Origin of the sequence: Bacillus sp. FSL W8-1143 (genome assembly GCF_037965155.1) — a bacterium.
GTDB classification, from domain to species: Bacteria; Bacillota; Bacilli; order Bacillales; family Bacillaceae; genus Bacillus; species Bacillus pumilus.
Genome location: NZ_CP150182.1, coordinates 2,724,351 through 2,740,171 on the forward strand (window position 1 = coordinate 2,724,351; position 15,821 = coordinate 2,740,171).

At 41.3% G+C, this 15,821-nt stretch carries 13 protein-coding genes and 1 other annotated feature; of the genes, 5 read left to right on the forward strand and 8 right to left on the reverse strand.

Annotated elements, in window-relative coordinates; translation table 11 throughout:
• Nucleotides 1–17: 17 nt before the first annotated feature.
• On the reverse strand, nt 18–983 hold the full coding sequence (locus NSQ36_RS13855) for a sugar ABC transporter permease (RefSeq protein WP_003217645.1): 966 nt from the start codon (nt 981–983) through the stop codon (nt 18–20).
• A 231-nt stretch (nt 984–1,214) separates the two neighbouring features.
• On the opposite strand from NSQ36_RS13855, the gene NSQ36_RS13860 reads away from it, so the two are divergent.
• Nucleotides 1,215–3,515: a helix-turn-helix domain-containing protein gene (locus NSQ36_RS13860; protein ID WP_050943530.1), complete on the forward strand. Its 2,301-nt coding sequence runs from the start codon at nt 1,215–1,217 to the stop codon at nt 3,513–3,515.
• Nucleotides 3,516–3,555: 40 nt separating this feature from the next.
• Here the strand turns inward: NSQ36_RS13860 and NSQ36_RS13865 are convergent, their stop codons facing one another.
• Nucleotides 3,556–3,927: a winged helix-turn-helix transcriptional regulator gene (locus tag NSQ36_RS13865; RefSeq protein WP_003217763.1), complete on the reverse strand. Its 372-nt coding sequence runs from the start codon at nt 3,925–3,927 to the stop codon at nt 3,556–3,558.
• 155 nt (nt 3,928–4,082) lie between these two features.
• Between NSQ36_RS13865 and NSQ36_RS13870 the strand changes: the two genes are divergently transcribed.
• Both NSQ36_RS13870 and NSQ36_RS13875 read left to right on the forward strand, forming a co-directional pair.
• A complete protein-coding gene (locus NSQ36_RS13870; protein WP_251190204.1) occupies nt 4,083–5,270 on the forward strand; it encodes an MFS transporter in 1,188 nt (395 codons plus the stop codon).
• Between the two features lie 12 nt (nt 5,271–5,282).
• The gene (locus tag NSQ36_RS13875) at nt 5,283–6,122 is read left to right on the forward strand and encodes an aldo/keto reductase (protein WP_251190203.1); all 840 of its coding nucleotides are present in this window, start codon (nt 5,283–5,285) and stop codon (nt 6,120–6,122) included.
• 45 nt (nt 6,123–6,167) lie between these two features.
• Here NSQ36_RS13875 and NSQ36_RS13880 read toward each other — a convergent pair whose 3' ends face one another.
• The 6 genes from NSQ36_RS13880 to NSQ36_RS13905 all read right to left on the reverse strand — a co-directional run bounded on the left by NSQ36_RS13880 (nt 6,168) and on the right by NSQ36_RS13905 (nt 13,768).
• Nucleotides 6,168–7,664, reverse strand: a complete 1,497-nt coding sequence (locus tag NSQ36_RS13880; protein WP_251190202.1) for an extracellular solute-binding protein — start codon at nt 7,662–7,664, stop codon at nt 6,168–6,170.
• Between the two features lie 25 nt (nt 7,665–7,689).
• Nucleotides 7,690–8,550, reverse strand: coding sequence for a carbohydrate ABC transporter permease (locus NSQ36_RS13885; protein ID WP_087976618.1), 861 nt, complete (start codon nt 8,548–8,550; stop codon nt 7,690–7,692).
• A 219-nt stretch (nt 8,551–8,769) separates the two neighbouring features.
• Nucleotides 8,770–9,522 (reverse strand): NAD(P)-dependent oxidoreductase, encoded by a 753-nt coding sequence (locus tag NSQ36_RS13890; RefSeq protein ID WP_050943526.1) that lies wholly within the window; start codon nt 9,520–9,522, stop codon nt 8,770–8,772.
• 46 nt (nt 9,523–9,568) lie between these two features.
• Nucleotides 9,569–10,471 (reverse strand): dienelactone hydrolase family protein, encoded by a 903-nt coding sequence (locus NSQ36_RS13895; RefSeq protein WP_050943525.1) that lies wholly within the window; start codon nt 10,469–10,471, stop codon nt 9,569–9,571.
• Nucleotides 10,472–10,601: 130 nt separating this feature from the next.
• Nucleotides 10,602–13,016 carry a leucine--tRNA ligase gene (gene leuS, locus NSQ36_RS13900; RefSeq protein WP_050943523.1) on the reverse strand — a complete coding sequence of 805 codons (2,415 nt, stop codon included), beginning with the start codon at nt 13,014–13,016 and terminating at the stop codon, nt 10,602–10,604.
• Between the two features lie 97 nt (nt 13,017–13,113).
• Nucleotides 13,114–13,335: a binding site (T-box leader), on the reverse strand.
• Between the two features lie 103 nt (nt 13,336–13,438).
• Nucleotides 13,439–13,768 carry a DUF4257 domain-containing protein gene (locus NSQ36_RS13905; RefSeq protein WP_223250657.1) on the reverse strand — a complete coding sequence of 110 codons (330 nt, stop codon included), beginning with the start codon at nt 13,766–13,768 and terminating at the stop codon, nt 13,439–13,441.
• A 425-nt stretch (nt 13,769–14,193) separates the two neighbouring features.
• Between NSQ36_RS13905 and NSQ36_RS13910 the strand changes: the two genes are divergently transcribed.
• Nucleotides 14,194–14,997 carry an STAS domain-containing protein gene (locus tag NSQ36_RS13910; protein ID WP_003217570.1) on the forward strand — a complete coding sequence of 268 codons (804 nt, stop codon included), beginning with the start codon at nt 14,194–14,196 and terminating at the stop codon, nt 14,995–14,997.
• An 86-nt stretch (nt 14,998–15,083) separates the two neighbouring features.
• Nucleotides 15,084–15,785, forward strand: coding sequence for a hypothetical protein (locus NSQ36_RS13915; protein ID WP_137055386.1), 702 nt, complete (start codon nt 15,084–15,086; stop codon nt 15,783–15,785).
• Nucleotides 15,786–15,821: the final 36 nt, after the last annotated feature.

Sequence of the window (15,821 nt, forward strand, 5' to 3'; positions counted from 1 at the left end):
CTTTTTCATCTCCCTTTTTAGTAAATACCTTCTTCCCCAAATTTCTTCGCTAAACGGTTCGCCAGCATAACCAAAATGAGTCCAACGGCTGCTTTAAATAGACCAACAGCGGTACTATAGCTGAATTGCCCTTGCTTAAGACCAGCTGTATAAACGTACGTATCAAAGATTTCTGCTACTTCCCGGTTCGTTGCATTGAGTAATAAATAGACATGCTCAAAGCCAAGCTCTAATGTGTCACCTATTTTCAAAATAAGCAGAACGACAATCACACTTTTAATGGCAGGAAGCGTAATGTGCCACATTTGTCTCAGTCTGCCGGCTCCATCCATTTTCGCTGCTTCATATAGCTGCGGATCTACCGCTGTAATCGCCGCTAGGTAAATGATCGTCGACCAGCCTGCTTCCCGCCAAATAACTTGTAAAATGTACATCGGTCTAAACCATTCCTGACTAAGTAGAAAGTTAATCTTTTCCCCTCCAAAGAAAGCAATTAATTCATTGATTAACCCACCATCTACTGTTAACAAAACAAAGGATAAGGACACGACAATCACCCATGACATGAAGTGAGGAATGTATATCATCGTCTGCACAAATTTCTTAAACAATGCCAATCTGACCTCGTTTAAAAGCAGGGCCAATAAGATCGGAATTGGAAAGAAAATCACGACATTCATGGCAAATAAAATCAGTGTATTTTTTAATAAGATGAAAAATGTTGGTTCTGTAAACAATCGAATAAAGTGTTTGAAGCCAACCCACTCACTACCGAGAATACCGAGAAACGGCTGGTAATCTTGAAAGGCAATGATCAGCCCCCACATCGGCACATATTTAAAGACAAGAAAATAAATGAGCCCTGGCAAAATCATGACATACAAAAACTTTTGACTAAGCATTTGATTAAGTAAGCGCTTTCTTCTTTCTTTTTTCAAAGCTGCCGCAGGCACACCCTTGGCAGTAACATCCTCTGTTTTCATAGATAAAGCCTCCCCTCATGCTGGTGCATGTGTTAACTGTATCTTAAGGATGAAAAATCCGTCTACAATCATATCATCAGATCATATTTACTTAGGGGAAGCTACTCAAAACGTTACATAAAACATGAGAAAATGATCCTAATCTCAGAAAATGATTATTGACAAACCTACCAAATTTTTGGATTAATAAATAAAGAGGAAAAGATTGTTCCGTTTGAAATGGGGGGTTTTATGAAAAGAAGGCAATATAAATTTTATTACAAGCTCGTCACGTTTTTTTTCATGCTTAGTACGATTCCTGTCATCATTGTCGGTATTTTTTCTTATCAGCATTCACAAAAAACAGCACTCGAAAATATCTCAAATGAAAAGCTGGACAGCGTTAAACAAACGCAATCCAATATTGAGCATATTTTAAAGACAGTTGATCACTCTCTCACTCACTATGTCAGTTCGCCGCCTCTCCTTCAAACACTGGCAGAACCTTTAAATCCAGACCAATTCCAGCTTTATAATCAAGTACAGCAGGAACTGAACTACCTGCAAACCTTTGACACCGATCTTTCCAATATTACGCTCGTCAGTAAAATGGAAGACTGGTACATGAACAATTCGGGGCTTTATCATGTCACAAGCGGGGACCAAGAGAAAGCGCTCACCTCTTACCTCAATATTCCGAGTCATTCCAGCTGGGCACTTGAAGAGAATAATCCACTTGTTGCGACAAAGGAAGGAAAGGCCTCCTTTTGCAAATACAATGTGAACTTAATCAAACAACTCCCTATGAACAGTGTCCAGAAAAAAGGGATCGCTGTCGCCAGCATTCCCAGCTGCACGATTGCTGACAATATGCCTGACTTCTCTCAATCTGACAGTATGTTTGTCATTGATACTAACGGAAAAGTGCTGTTACATAACCGCAAAGAACAAATTGGTGAATCCTTGAAAAATCAAGAGTTCGTCAAGCATGTCCTATCGCGTGAAAAACGATCAGGTCAATTTAACATGAAGATCGAGGAACTAAACTATCAAATTACGTTTCAAAAATCAGACTATAACGAATGGACGTACCTATCCTTTGTTTCCATACCAGAACTCAAGGCACAAACGAAATCAATTGGGTGGATCACCTTTATTATCTGCTTTATTTTGTTAGCGCTTTCATTGCTATTTTCATGGTTTGGGTCCAGGCATTTTTATAAACCAATCCGCTTGTTATACGAGTCCTTTGCACGCAATGAATCCTTTTTGCAAAAGCAGCCTTTTCAAAATGAATTTGAGTTGATTGAGTCGAGTATTAAACAAATGAAGGATCAAAACAATGATTTAGAGGAACGTATTGAGCAGCAAGTCACGCACCTCCAGCAATACTTTATGGTGCGGCTATTGCTCGGAAAGCTGACAGAAGAAGAAATTAACAACCGGTTCCAAAGTTTAGGATTCCCTCAGGACTGGTCTCACTTATCCATGCTTGTGACCCAAATTGATACGCTAAAAGGAACACCTTATGAAAAAAAGGATGCTGACTTACTTTTATTTGCGATCAATGGACTAATTGAGCAGATTATTCCGCAAGAGGAGCACCTTCAGCCAACAGTTGTCAATCAGCATCAAACGACGATTATCCTAAATCACTCAAAGTCAGATGAAGAGTTTACTGAATATTTAAACCAATTAGCGGAAACGACTCAGCTGCGTATCGAGGAAGAGCTTGGTTTATCGATCAGCATCGGAATCAGCCGTCAGTTTCAGGAGCTCACGATGGCAAAACAGGCTTACATTGAAGGAAAAGAGGCCTTAAAATACAGACTCAAAGCAGAGAAAAAGTCCATTATCTTATATGAACATATCCAGCAAGGAAAAACGTTTAAAACTCATTTTCCAAAGCAGCTTCAACATGATTTATTTGATGCGATGAAAGCAGGTGACCAAGGCAAGGCAGATCACTATTTACATGTGCTCCTGCAATCCATTTTCTCTAAAAATGCAGGACCGCACGAGTACCATATCGCCCTCGCCCGTTTTTTAAACAATTTGATTGAGCTGATGCATTTGCTTGGCATTGAATTATTTGAGGTCGAAGACAATAAAATGCTGTATGATACGATTTTTGAATTTAAAACGTTTGAAGATACCGAAGCATGGCTGAAACATGAGATCATTCGGCCGATAATTGACCAGCTAGGTGCACGCGAGGAATCACAATACAAAAACATCTCAGAAAAGATCATCCATATCATTCATCAAGAATTCGACTCAGATCTCACATTGGATGAAATCGCCACACGCCTGCATTACAACCCAAATTATTTAAGCAGTATCTTTAGAAAGGAAATGGATATCTCCTTTAGTGAATATCTCTCATCCTACAGACACCATGTCGCCAAAAACTGGCTCGTGGAGACCGATATGTCCGTCAAAGAAATTTCGGAAAAACTGAAATATAAAAACCCGCAAAACTTCATCCGTTCCTTCAAAAAACTAGAAGGCACGACCCCTGGCAAATACCGCGACCAGAAAAAAGGCATATAAGACAAAAAGTCCCGCTCTCATAGGAGGAAGCGGGACTTTTTTATTTAAATTGTTCATTTAAAATGCTGTCTTCTAGCACTGAAAGCGGCTCTCCGTACACACGTTCAATATGAGCTGCTCCCCAATCACATAGCGCATTCAGAATTCTTTCGAGCGACTGACCGTATTCACTTAATTCATATTCCACTTTAGGCGGTACTTGCTCATACACAATCCGGTTAATCACCCCATCACTTTCAAGCTCTCTCAGCTGCTGCGTGAGCATTTTTTGTGTGATGTTTGGCATGAGTCTCTTCAATTCACTTGTGCGTTTTTTTCCATGTGTTAAATGACATAAAATCACGCACTTCCACTTCCCGCCAATGACCTCAAGGGTCGCTTCCACGGAGATATTATATTTTTTCTTTTCCATTAAATCCTCACTCCTCATTATACGAACAGGCACTTTTTAGTACCTATATTACAAAAAAGTACGTACTTTTTTTTTCGTCATCCATGTTAGATAATAACTCTTGCCGATCGGCTTCGTCTATCAAAATGTCATCTCAGAAGGATGTGAACTGATTCATGAAGAAAAAACAAAACCAATTTGCCCTTCTCGCACTAGCTATTAGTGCTTTTGCTATAGGAACTACTGAGTTTATTAGTGTCGGTCTTTTGCCGATGATTTCAGAGGACTTTGGAGTGAGCGTCAGCCAGGCGGGCTGGACCGTCTCTTTATATGCACTTGGTGTGACATTCGGCGCCCCTATTTTGACTTCTCTGACTTCAGCGATGAAAAGAAAAACATTGCTTTTGCTCATTATGCTCGTCTTTTTGATTGGAAATACACTCGCCACGATGGCTCCGACCTTTTCAGTGCTATTAATCGGCCGGGTCATTTCAGCCTTATCCCATGGAATCTTTATGTCCATCGGCTCTACGATCGCTGCAAGCCTTGTAGTGAAAGAAAAACGGGCAAGCGCGATTGCCTTTATGTTCACTGGATTAACAGTAGCGACTGTGACGGGCGTACCATTCGGGACATTTCTTGGTCATGAGCTCGGCTGGCGGACATCATTCGGTGTGATTGTCATTATTGGTCTGATCGCACTAATATCTAACTATTCTCTTGTTCCATCTCAATTAAAGCAAGGCGTGAAAACATCATTTAAGGATCAAGCTGTTTTATTAAAAACAAAAAGAATCTTGCTTCTATTTGTCATTACAGCAACAGGATACGGAGGAACCTTTGTCGTCTTTACGTATTTATCCCCTCTCTTACAGCATGTGACAGGTCTTGCGCCTGGGGCGGTGGCATTGATCCTGCTTTTATACGGGATCACGATCGCAGCTGGAAATGTCATTGGCGGAAAGGCTGCAAATGAGAAGCCAATGAAAGCACTCATTTACATGTTTATCATCCAAAGCATCATTTTGTTTATCCTTAGCTTGACTGCTGGATTTACGGTGCTAGGCATCGCAACCGTCATGCTGATGGGACTGTTTGCTTTCATGAATGTCCCAGGGCTTCAAGTAGCTGTCGTTGATTTTGCAGAAAGATACACACCAGGAGCAGTCGACGTCGCTTCCGCTATGAATATCGCTGCCTTTAATGCTGGTATCGCCATCGGCTCATTTTTAGGCGGCATCGTGACAGATACTCTTGGGCTTGTGCATACAGGCTGGATCGGTGGTATCATGGTCCTCATCGCTGCGATTCTCACGATGATTAGTTTTCGAATCGAACAACAAGAACAAAATCAAACCATCTAAGGAGTGTTCAATATGAATCATTTACAAAGTACAAAAACATTAAACAATGGAGTCCACATGCCAGGATTTGGTCTCGGTGTATTCAAGGTTGAAGATGGTGCAGAATTAATAGACGCCGTCAAAACAGCCATTCAAATAGGCTATCGCAGTATTGATACAGCGGCTATTTATGGCAATGAGGAAGGGGTTGGACGAGGCATACAACTTGGTCTTGCAGAAACAGGACTGCGCCGCGAAGACCTCTTTGTGACATCAAAAGTGTGGAATGCCGATTTAGGATATGAATCCACTCTACAAGCATATGAGGAAAGCTTGAAAAAACTTCAGCTTGACTATTTGGATCTATATTTAATCCATTGGCCGGTTGAGGGCAAATATAAAGACGCTTGGCGTGCGCTGGAAACCTTGTATCGTGAAGGAAAGGTGAGAGCAATCGGTGTGAGCAACTTCCAGCCGCATCATCTAGACGAACTATTAAAAGATGCAGACATCATACCAGCTATCAATCAAGTCGAGTTTCACCCAAAACTAACGCAGGAAGCACTCTATACGTATTTGAACACACATGGCATTCAAATGGAAGCTTGGTCACCGCTCATGCAGGGGGAACTGCTTCATCATCCGGTGATCAAAGAACTCTCGGACACATACGGCAAAACACCTGCTCAAATTATTTTGCGCTGGGATGTGCAAAAAGGCGTCATCACCATCCCAAAATCAACGAAAGCGCATCGTTTAAAAGAAAATGCAGACATATTTGATTTTGCCTTATCTGATGAGGATATGAAACGCCTTTCTGATTTAAATGAAAACAAACGGATCGGTCCAGACCCAGACAACTTTGACTTTTAATAGAAACACCCCCGCTCTTTAACTAGGCGGGGGTGTTGATGTTGATCATTTTGATTTTTTAAAGGAAGCTTCATATTCTTCTATGATTTTATTGCCACCATTTGATTTCCACTTCTCTACATCTTTCTTAAATTGATCTTCACTGATGTCTCCAAGAATGAACTTATAGGTCGCATCATCGATGATTTTTTTCAATTCATTTCCTCGTTCTGAGGCTGTTTCTGAATACAGGCTTTCAGCAGGGTTGGCGACGATGATCTTTTGATTGTCTTCTTCCAGCTCTTCATATTTTGTACGAACCGCATCCCCTTTATTTTTCAAGTAGCGTTTATCAATGCCTACTAGACTGACAAGCGGCTGTACATCTGTCTGCCAGCTTTTCACTTGGCTTTCTTCCCTGACAAATGTATTCCCTTCTTCTTTCTTATAATGCTCACCATCTATACCGTACGTCATGAGACCATAGACATCTTCTTCTGCAATGCGATCAAAGAAGGCCAAAATTCGCTTTAATTCTGCCTCTGATTTCACGCTTGTTTTAGGAAATGCGAAGATGCCATTATGACCACCTGATGCCCACACCCGTTCTTTGCCATCTGGACCTTTGATTCGGTTCAAGATATCGACTTTCATGTTTTTATCTGTCGCATCATCTCTCAAGTTCACAGCATCTACCATATTTCCAACATAGATTCCTGCTTTTCCTTGTGAGAATAATTCCTGCTGCTGTGTTTTGCTTGTCACAGGGAAGTCTTTGTTGATATAGCCATTATCACGCAGTTTCTTCATGTACTTCATCGTATTCATGTACTCATCTGTCATAAAGTCTGGCGTGAATTTGCCGTTATCTTCTTTCCAGTCTGTTGGCATTCCCTCATATGAACCCAGCGTTTTAAATGCCCCATAAATCAAATCGTTCCGATCCGTAAAGCCCATTGTATCCGCTTTTCCGTTTTGATTCGGATCTTTTTCAGTAAAGGCTTTCGCTACCTCATAAAGATCATCCAACGTTTTTGGTGTATCCAAATTTAAATTTTCAAGCCAATCCTTTCGAATGACAATTCCTTGTCTTGAAAGTGGTCTCTCTCTATAAATGCCATAAAGCTTACCGTCTATAGAGGCGTTTTTATTGATCAGTTCGTTCATCTTACTTAAATTTGGATAATCCTTTAAATACGGACCGACTTCCCAGAACATACCTGATCTGAATGCATTAATAGCAGACGAATTCTTAATGTCTTGAATTGTCACAATCTGCGGCAAATTCCCTGCGGCAAGGGCAGAATTTAACCGGTCTTCCTTCACAGCATCAGGCACCCACGTAATATCAAGTTCTGTATTTGTGAGCTTCTCAATCTCTTTTAAAACCGAATCTTTCGGCGGCTGCTGATGATACAAAATCGCCATCCATGTCAGCTTCACTTTTTTGTCTAAATCAACCTTTTCATTCGATGAACTTCCTTTGCTTGAACATGCGGATAGAATACCGCTTGCTGCAAATAACAGAACAAACGCAATCAACCATAATTTCTTTCTCCCCATAAGATCCCTCCGTTGTTCCTTCTTTTTAACCTTTTACAGAACCTAGTAATGCCCCTTTGTTGAAATGCTTTTGAATAAATGGATAGACAAGCAGAACGGGAATGGTGGCTACCACAATGACAGCCATTTTAATCGTTTGGTCTGGCGGTGGTGTGGATGATCCCATATCCGACATATCTCCCTGCATTCCGCTCGAAACAATGACAATCTGCCTTAGAAGTACCTGAATCGGCCATTTCACTGAATCATTTAAATACAGGATGGCGGTCATGTACGTATTCCAATACGTCACGGCATAAAAAAGTGAAATGGTCGCAATAGCTGGCAAAGAAAGTGGCAGCACAATTTTAAAGAAAATCCCTAAATCGTTACAGCCATCCATCTTCGCTGATTCCTCAAGGCTTGCGGGAATGTTTTGAAAGAAGTTTTTCAAGATGATCAAATTGAACGCATTGATCGCAACCGGTAGAATTAGTGACCAATAGGTATCAAGTAGACCAAGTGTTTTCACCACAATAAACGTCGGAATCATACCTCCGCTAAATAGCATCGTGAAGACAACGAGAAACATCAATGTTCTCCGGCCTTTTAACTCCTGACGAGACAGCCCATATGCCATGAGTGAGGACAAAAACATGCTGACAGCTGTTCCAACGAGTGTCACAAGAATGGACACGATAAGGCTGCGGTACACAATATCCGTAGAGAAAATATACCGATAGGCCTCTAAAGAAAACGTGGTCGGGAACAAGATAAACTTCTTCGTGATGACCTCTTCTACTGTAGCAAAAGAGGCTGCAATGACATGGATGAACGGAAGCACACATATTAATGCGAACATGAGTAGAAAAGAGTAATTAAATAAGTTGAACAATCGGCCTTTAATAGAACGATCTATGTTCATCACGCCCTTTCTTTGTAAGCGTTATCATTTTATCCGAAAATAAGCTGCAGCCTGTGACGATATCGTGATTAAAATGTAACAAATGGGGGAAGAAAGCGTCTATAATCATCTTGACAGTCCAACTGGGTCGATCCTGTCAGTCGTGCTTTTATGCTCATGAAACAAAAGAATAAGATCATCAGCTAATGACATGATTATGCCCTATGCCTGATCGTTTTCTTCAAGGATTTCCGTCGTATTCACATCGGGTCTATAGCCTAACTCCTGCTTCGTGTTTTCCGTAGACCAAGGCTTTTCTTCGTTTTCTGATACGGCATAATATGTCCCAAAGGGAACGGTCGTTTCAATCGCTGCCTTTATCATCCGTGCTAGATCCTCGTGTGAAAGAAGTGTTCGTTTCGTCCGTTCTTTCTCGTGTAATGCCTCCATCTCATCTGTCACAACCGTTCCAATCCGTAAATTGATAACAGACATTCCCGTTTGATCGTGGAACAAACGGCCTAGCTGTTCAGAAGCAAATTTTAAAATGCCATAGACATTTTGAGTCGCAGGTACATCGTTTGTTGTAATATGTCTCCCTAGTAAGGAGCGTCCATCTTTTTCATAACGATCGGTCACGTGATTGCTGCTTGCAAAAATGACTTTTCGTATGCCGAGGCTTGCAGCTGATCGAAACATAGAATAAGAGCTCCTCCAAAAAATATCATTCATTTTTTCAAACTCCTCATGATTCATCACATCATGCGTCATCTCCATGTTTAAAAGGTGTATGATGACATCTGTATCTCGCGGAATCGCCTCATATAATTCCTGTTCATTCGTTGCATCTGCTAAAATGTCTCCTTTTACACAGCCCGTTTGATCAATAATGGTGATCTCATACTCAGAAGAGAGCGTTTTTGTTAAAATACGGCCGATCACACCGCACCCGCCAATGATCGTGATCTTCTTCATGTGTCTCCTCCTTTCTAATGACGTAGTATGTCCAAGCCTTTATAGATTACAGCCATTTTTTTAAGAATCGAGTGGCCTCGTGACGCATAGCGGCTGTTTCAAAATGACCTGCATGAAGACCAACAAGCTGATACCGTTCTTTCAATGAAGCCGCTTGATAAGTTTGGCTCAATCCCTTTTGAATGCGAGCGACGCCTTCAGCAGGCGTGAGTGGATCAAGTTTTCCAACTAAGCTTAAATGCGGCCTTGGAAAAATCATTTCCTGAATATCAGCTGCCGTAAAGTGCTTTGCTAAGCTTGGTACATAGTAATAAAAGCCATGCCTGTCTAAATTGTTCGTTTCAATTAATGTGTGGTGATCAACCTGTGCGCAAAGATCAATACACACACTGACCCTCTCATCAAGCGCAGCCGTCCACCAGGAAAGAAGCCCGCCCATTGACATTCCAAAAATAGCTAACCGGTCCGGCAGCACATCAGGTCGAGACAGCACATAATCAATTGCACACATACTTTCATACAGCATCATGCCCCACATCACTTTCCCTGTTAAAAGCATTTCCTTAAAAATTTCACTTTCGGTTCTTCCTCTTCTCTCACCAAATCCTGCATGATCAATAGCCAGAACACTATAGCCTTTTGAGGTGAACTCTTTCGCATATGAAGGCGCTTGCAAATAATGAGCACCCTTGATGAGCTCTTCCTTCCCATCGACGTAGTTCCCGCCATGAGAGTGCTGAAACAGCACAACTGGTCTTTTTTTCACCGTATCCTTCGGCTTCACAAAATAAGCGGGCACTTCCTCTACACCATGGATTGAAAGAATGAGTGTTTCGATGACGTACGATTCACGATCCTCGACCTTTAACGTATATGCCTCCACGCGATGGCGTTCTGGCATTTCTCCTAACAGACTGAGCAGTTGTTCACGTTTGCTTTCCTTTTCCATTGACGTCACTCCTCCTTTTGTTGATCATCTGTTAACATACGAGATCGATCGTGCAATCACCTTGTTTTCGACAAAATTATGTCCCGGGAAATAAAGAACACCCACCGGTTCATACCGATGGGTGTCATCATTAATTCGCAACAATATTGACAAGCTTCCCAGGAACCGCAATCACTTTGCGAATGGTTTTCCCTTCAAGCTGTTCTTTTACACGTGCATCATTTTTTGCAAGCTCTTCTAACTGTTCTTTAGTTGCATCAGCAGGAACAGTTAATTTTGCTTTCACTTTCCCATTCAATTGTACGACAATTTCTACTTCATCGTCGACAAGCTTTGACTCGTCATATTGCGGCCATGCTTCATAAGAGATAGACCCTTCATGACCAAGTTTATTCCAAAGCTCTTCCGCTACATGCGGTGCAATTGGAGAAAGTAGTTTCACAAAGCCTTCTGCATATTCTTTCGGCAGTGTATCAGCCTTGTAGGCATCATTGATAAACACCATTAATTGTGAAATCCCTGTATTGAAGCGCAGGCCTTCATAATGGTCTGTCACCTTCATCACGGTTTCATGATAGCTGCGTTCTAATGCGCCTCCAGTTTGCTCTGTTATTTTATCACTGATTGTGCCATCTTCGTTTGTGAATAGACGCCATACACGATCAAGGAAGCGGCGAGCACCATCAAGTCCTGTTTCAGACCAAGCGATTGATGCATCTAAAGGTCCCATGAACATTTCATAAAGGCGCAATGTATCCGCACCATGAGATTCTACGATATCATCTGGATTGACAACATTTCCTTTTGATTTACTCATTTTTTCATTATTTTCCCCAAGAATCATTCCTTGGTTGAACAATTTCATGAAAGGTTCTTTTGTCGGAACAACGCCGATATCATACAAGAACTTATGCCAGAAGCGCGCATATAGAAGATGAAGTACAGCATGTTCTGCTCCGCCAATATATACATCAACAGGAAGCCATTTCTTCAGCTTTTCAGGAGATGCAAGCTCTTCTGAGTTATGCGGGTCAATATAACGTAAGAAATACCAGCAGCTGCCTGCCCATTGCGGCATTGTATTGGTTTCACGGCGTCCTTTTTTACCTGTGACAGGATCGACAACCTCAACCCAATCTTTAATATTGGCTAAAGGTGATTCACCTGTGCCACTTGGCTTGATCTCAGTCGTTTTAGGCAAAATGAGTGGAAGCTCTTCCTCTGAAACAGCTGAAGACGTTCCGTCCTCCCAATGAATAATTGGAATTGGCTCACCCCAATAACGCTGGCGGCTAAATAGCCAGTCTCTTAAACGGTAAGTGACTTTCTTTTCGCCTTTTTGATGTTCTTCCAGCCATGCAATGACTTTTTCAATCGCTTCTTCTTTTCCTAATCCATCGAGGAAATCAGAGTTAATGTGTTTTCCATCACCTGTGTAAGCTTCTTTTTCAATGTCTCCGCCTTCAACAACTTCCTTGATTGGAAGATCAAATGTTTTGGCAAATTCATAGTCACGCTCATCATGGGCAGGTACCGCCATAATCGCGCCTGTTCCATAAGTAGCCAGCACGTAATCTGCAATCCAGATCGGCATCTTTTCACCATTTAATGGATTGATGGCATAAGCGCCTGTGAAAATACCCGTCTTCGTTTTTGCAAGATCTGTCCGCTCTAAGTCGCTCTTAGATTGAATTTCTTTCATATATGCTTCGACTGCTTCTTTTTGAGCAGCTGTTGTCATTTTTTCAACAAGTGCATGTTCTGGTGCAAGTACCGCATAGGTTGCCCCAAACAATGTATCAGGACGCGTTGTGAAAACAGTAAACTGTTCATCATGTCCTTCTACTTCGAAATGAACATGTGCACCTTCTGAACGTCCGATCCAGTTACGCTGCATATCTTTAATGCTTTCAGGCCAATCAATGTCTTCTAAATCTTCTAACAGCCTGTCCGCATATGCCGTAATCTTTAGCATCCATTGCTTCATCGGACGTCTTTCAACCGGATGCCCTCCGCGTTCACTTTTTCCATCAATGACTTCTTCGTTTGCAAGGACTGTGCCAAGCGCTGGGCACCAGTTCACTGGTACTTCATCGATATACGCCAATCCCTTTTCGTACAATTTCAAGAAAATCCATTGTGTCCATTTATAATAATTTGGATCAGTCGTGTTGATTTCTCGATCCCAATCATATGAGAACCCTAGTGATTGAATTTGGCGGCGGAAGTTATTGATGTTCTCTTCTGTAAAAACCGCCGGATCATTCCCTGTATCTAGCGCATACTGTTCTGCTGGAAGACCAAATGCGTCCCATCCCATTGGATGAAGAACATCATATCCCTGCATACGTTTCATGCGTGATAAAATATCCGTTGCTGTGTAGCCCTCAGGGTGCCCGACATGAAGTCCTGCTCCTGATGGATATGGAAACATATCAAGTGCATAGAACTTTGGTTTATCTTCCGAGTCAGATGTGGCGAATGTTTTATGTGTCAGCCAATAATCCTGCCACTTCTTTTCAATTTCCCGATGCTGAAAACTCAATGTGAAAACCTCCTTTAATATGTACGGCTGTATCTGCTCAGATGACCACTGCGAGAATTCAGATTTTTCTAAAATCAACAAAAAACCCTCATCCCTGGAAAGGGACGAGAGATTTTTTGGTTCCCGCGGTACCACCCTTGTTAGCGTAACTTTCTGTTTGTACGCTCACTTAATATCTTTAACGCAGACATGCGACAGAAGCTTTAACGCAACTGCAACTCTGAGGCGAGTTCAGAAGCAGATTTGATTGACTTTCACCAGCCGTCAATTCTCTAAAGACAAATACTGCTTTCCTACTACTCCTCTTCACTGTTCTTATCGTAACCGTCATCTAAGTAGTATTTTATAGAATTATGATCATAAGTGCAAGCAGGTTTGTATACAATGGGAATGTACCCTAGATCAGGGTAAAGTAGAGGATATTATTCGTGTGGAGATCGGTTATGACGGTTGGAGTCTGCATTCTGTGAATGCTGTTCTCTTACAAAATCAAAGCTTCGCAGAACTGCTTCTCCTCCGTAACCTGAAATAATTGATAAGATGACCAAGTGCAGACTAGAATCGGGATTTGAGGATAAGACAAGCAGTGTAGCGGCAATCATCCCAACGAGCCAATCTTCAATAAACCCTAAATAAATAAACTTTTTTGTCATTCTGGGCTTCTCTAGCCTGCCTTTTTTCTTTACGTGACCGAGAATGCCCATGACCCCTCCAATGGCGCAAGCAATAATGACTTGTTGCAGCATTTTCATCACCTTCCTAAAGCCCTTAGAATAGTAAAGCGACTTCAGGCTGTCCAGCCCCCTGTAATGCCATTCTGCTGTTCCGTCATAATCCATGTAAAAGGTCTATTCTCTCTAACGAAGAAAAAAAGCTTGTTTCTTCCATTATATGTGAATGACCCAAAACAATCTTGATGCATTGGAATCATTTTCACCTAATCCATATTGACTATTTTTGTCATTTTATGAATTATGAGCAATTGATTCCTTCTTTTTCTAAAGAAAAGTCTCCTTACTTACTATATTCTAATGGAGGACAAACTATGATGACAAATTTAACAAAGCCATTGCAATCGTTGAAACAGAACATATGTTATGTTACGTTAGTAAGGAATACCTTTGGTTGAAAAGACAACCATTTGATATGTCTGATAGTAGCAACAAAGGAGGGTAATATGGTCAGCTCGAACATCTTCGGCTTACAAAAACAGCTTGAACTCATAAAAAAAGCGCTAGATCATGCGCGGATCGGTGTTGTCATTACAGACCCTTCTTTAGAGGATAACCCTATCGTTTATGTGAATCATGGCTTTACACACATGACTGGATACAAACCAGATGAGATTCTTGGGCGTAATTGTCGATTCCTTCAAGGGAAAGACACAGATCAAAAGCAGCTTGATTTAATACGTCATGGAATACAGAATAAAACACCTATTACCACACAGCTAAAAAATTATAAAAAAGACGGTACTTTTTTTTGGAATGAACTCAATATAGATCCTCTATACATTGAACAAGATGATAAAACATTTTTCATTGGCTTTCAAAAGGATATTACGAAACAGAAAGAATATGAACAGCTCCTAGAAGATTCCTTACAGGAAGTCACCTCTCTTTCGACGCCAATCGTCCCAATCAAAAATGGTGTATCTGCTCTGCCACTCATTGGAAAACTATCTGAAGAACGCTTTGATGCCATTGTCGCGAAGTTAACTTGTATATTAGATGATTCAAAGGATGATTATTTAATTGTCGATCTTTCTGGTTTAATCGATGTCGATGATTCCGTTGCAGCACGCATTTTCAAGCTGCATCGTCTTCTTAATCTAACCGGAACCGAACTGATCATCACAGGGATCAAACCTCAGCTTGCAATGAAAATGAAAGACTTGGATACAGATTTTCAGGATACAATCACTTATTTGACGGTTAAGGAAGCAATCAAAGGATTACCATTAGCTGAAAACCCTGTGTAAAACAGGGTTTTTTTAGTTGAAACGCCCCCTAAAAATGGAAAAATGAGGTATGATAGGTGTAATAAAGGATGTAGGGGGGCTACTAGATGATGATGTTACTCTTCATAGGTCTTTTATGTGTTTGTTTTGCCATAGGATATGCCGTCAATTTCTTATTACTCAAACACCAGAATGCGCAGATCTTTTCAAAGAAACTATTTTATCCTTTCTTGATCTTGGGTCTCATCTTTTCCATTATGTCATTACCGTTTGCTGCCACAGATGCACCGAAGGCACAAGCAGATCCATCTTCAGAACAGCTGTTAAAGGATCAAAAGCAGCTCACATCTGACATAACGCGCTTAAAAGCTGATAAAGAGGAGCTTACCGCTTCTTTAGAGGACGCAACAAAGGATAAAGAAAAACTAGCGAAAAAGCTAGAAACCATCACCTCAGAAAAAGAAACAATCAAAAAGCAAGAAAAGACCATTCAAGCGCTTGAAGAGAAAATAGACAAGCTTGCCTCAAGCAACGAAACACTCAAAAAAGAGAACAAGAAAAGCAGCAGCGATACGGAGTCTTCTACCGTTCAGCGGTCCGCTCCTAAAGATGAAGGAAAAAGCACAGGCGGTCATGAGTCACAGAAGGAAACAAAAAAAGAATCTGCAGCCTGTAACATCAAAGGAAGTGTCAACGGTATTTATCACACACCGAGCAGCAGATACTACTCTAGAACAAAGAATGTAACCAAGCTATTCTGCTCTGTAGAAGAGGCAGAGCGTGCAGGGTACCGGGCACCTAAGCAATAGCTATACGAAAAAAGAACCTCCTGTCAGCCCAATTGG

What these genes read in the sequence shown, in the direction of transcription:
- NSQ36_RS13855 (WP_003217645.1), bottom strand. Translation starts at nt 983, where the DNA reads ATGAAAACAGAGGATGTTACTGCCAAGGGTGTGCCTGCGGCAGCTTTG.
- NSQ36_RS13860 (WP_050943530.1), top strand. Translation starts at nt 1,215, where the DNA reads ATGAAAAGAAGGCAATATAAATTTTATTACAAGCTCGTCACGTTTTTT.
- NSQ36_RS13865 (WP_003217763.1), bottom strand. Translation starts at nt 3,927, where the DNA reads ATGGAAAAGAAAAAATATAATATCTCCGTGGAAGCGACCCTTGAGGTC.
- NSQ36_RS13870 (WP_251190204.1), top strand. Translation starts at nt 4,083, where the DNA reads ATGAAGAAAAAACAAAACCAATTTGCCCTTCTCGCACTAGCTATTAGT.
- NSQ36_RS13875 (WP_251190203.1), top strand. Translation starts at nt 5,283, where the DNA reads ATGAATCATTTACAAAGTACAAAAACATTAAACAATGGAGTCCACATG.
- NSQ36_RS13880 (WP_251190202.1), bottom strand. Translation starts at nt 7,664, where the DNA reads ATGGGGAGAAAGAAATTATGGTTGATTGCGTTTGTTCTGTTATTTGCA.
- NSQ36_RS13890 (WP_050943526.1), bottom strand. Translation starts at nt 9,522, where the DNA reads ATGAAGAAGATCACGATCATTGGCGGGTGCGGTGTGATCGGCCGTATT.
- NSQ36_RS13895 (WP_050943525.1), bottom strand. Translation starts at nt 10,471, where the DNA reads ATGGAAAAGGAAAGCAAACGTGAACAACTGCTCAGTCTGTTAGGAGAA.
- NSQ36_RS13905 (WP_223250657.1), bottom strand. Translation starts at nt 13,768, where the DNA reads ATGAAAATGCTGCAACAAGTCATTATTGCTTGCGCCATTGGAGGGGTC.
- NSQ36_RS13910 (WP_003217570.1), top strand. Translation starts at nt 14,194, where the DNA reads ATGGTCAGCTCGAACATCTTCGGCTTACAAAAACAGCTTGAACTCATA.
- NSQ36_RS13915 (WP_137055386.1), top strand. Translation starts at nt 15,084, where the DNA reads ATGATGATGTTACTCTTCATAGGTCTTTTATGTGTTTGTTTTGCCATA.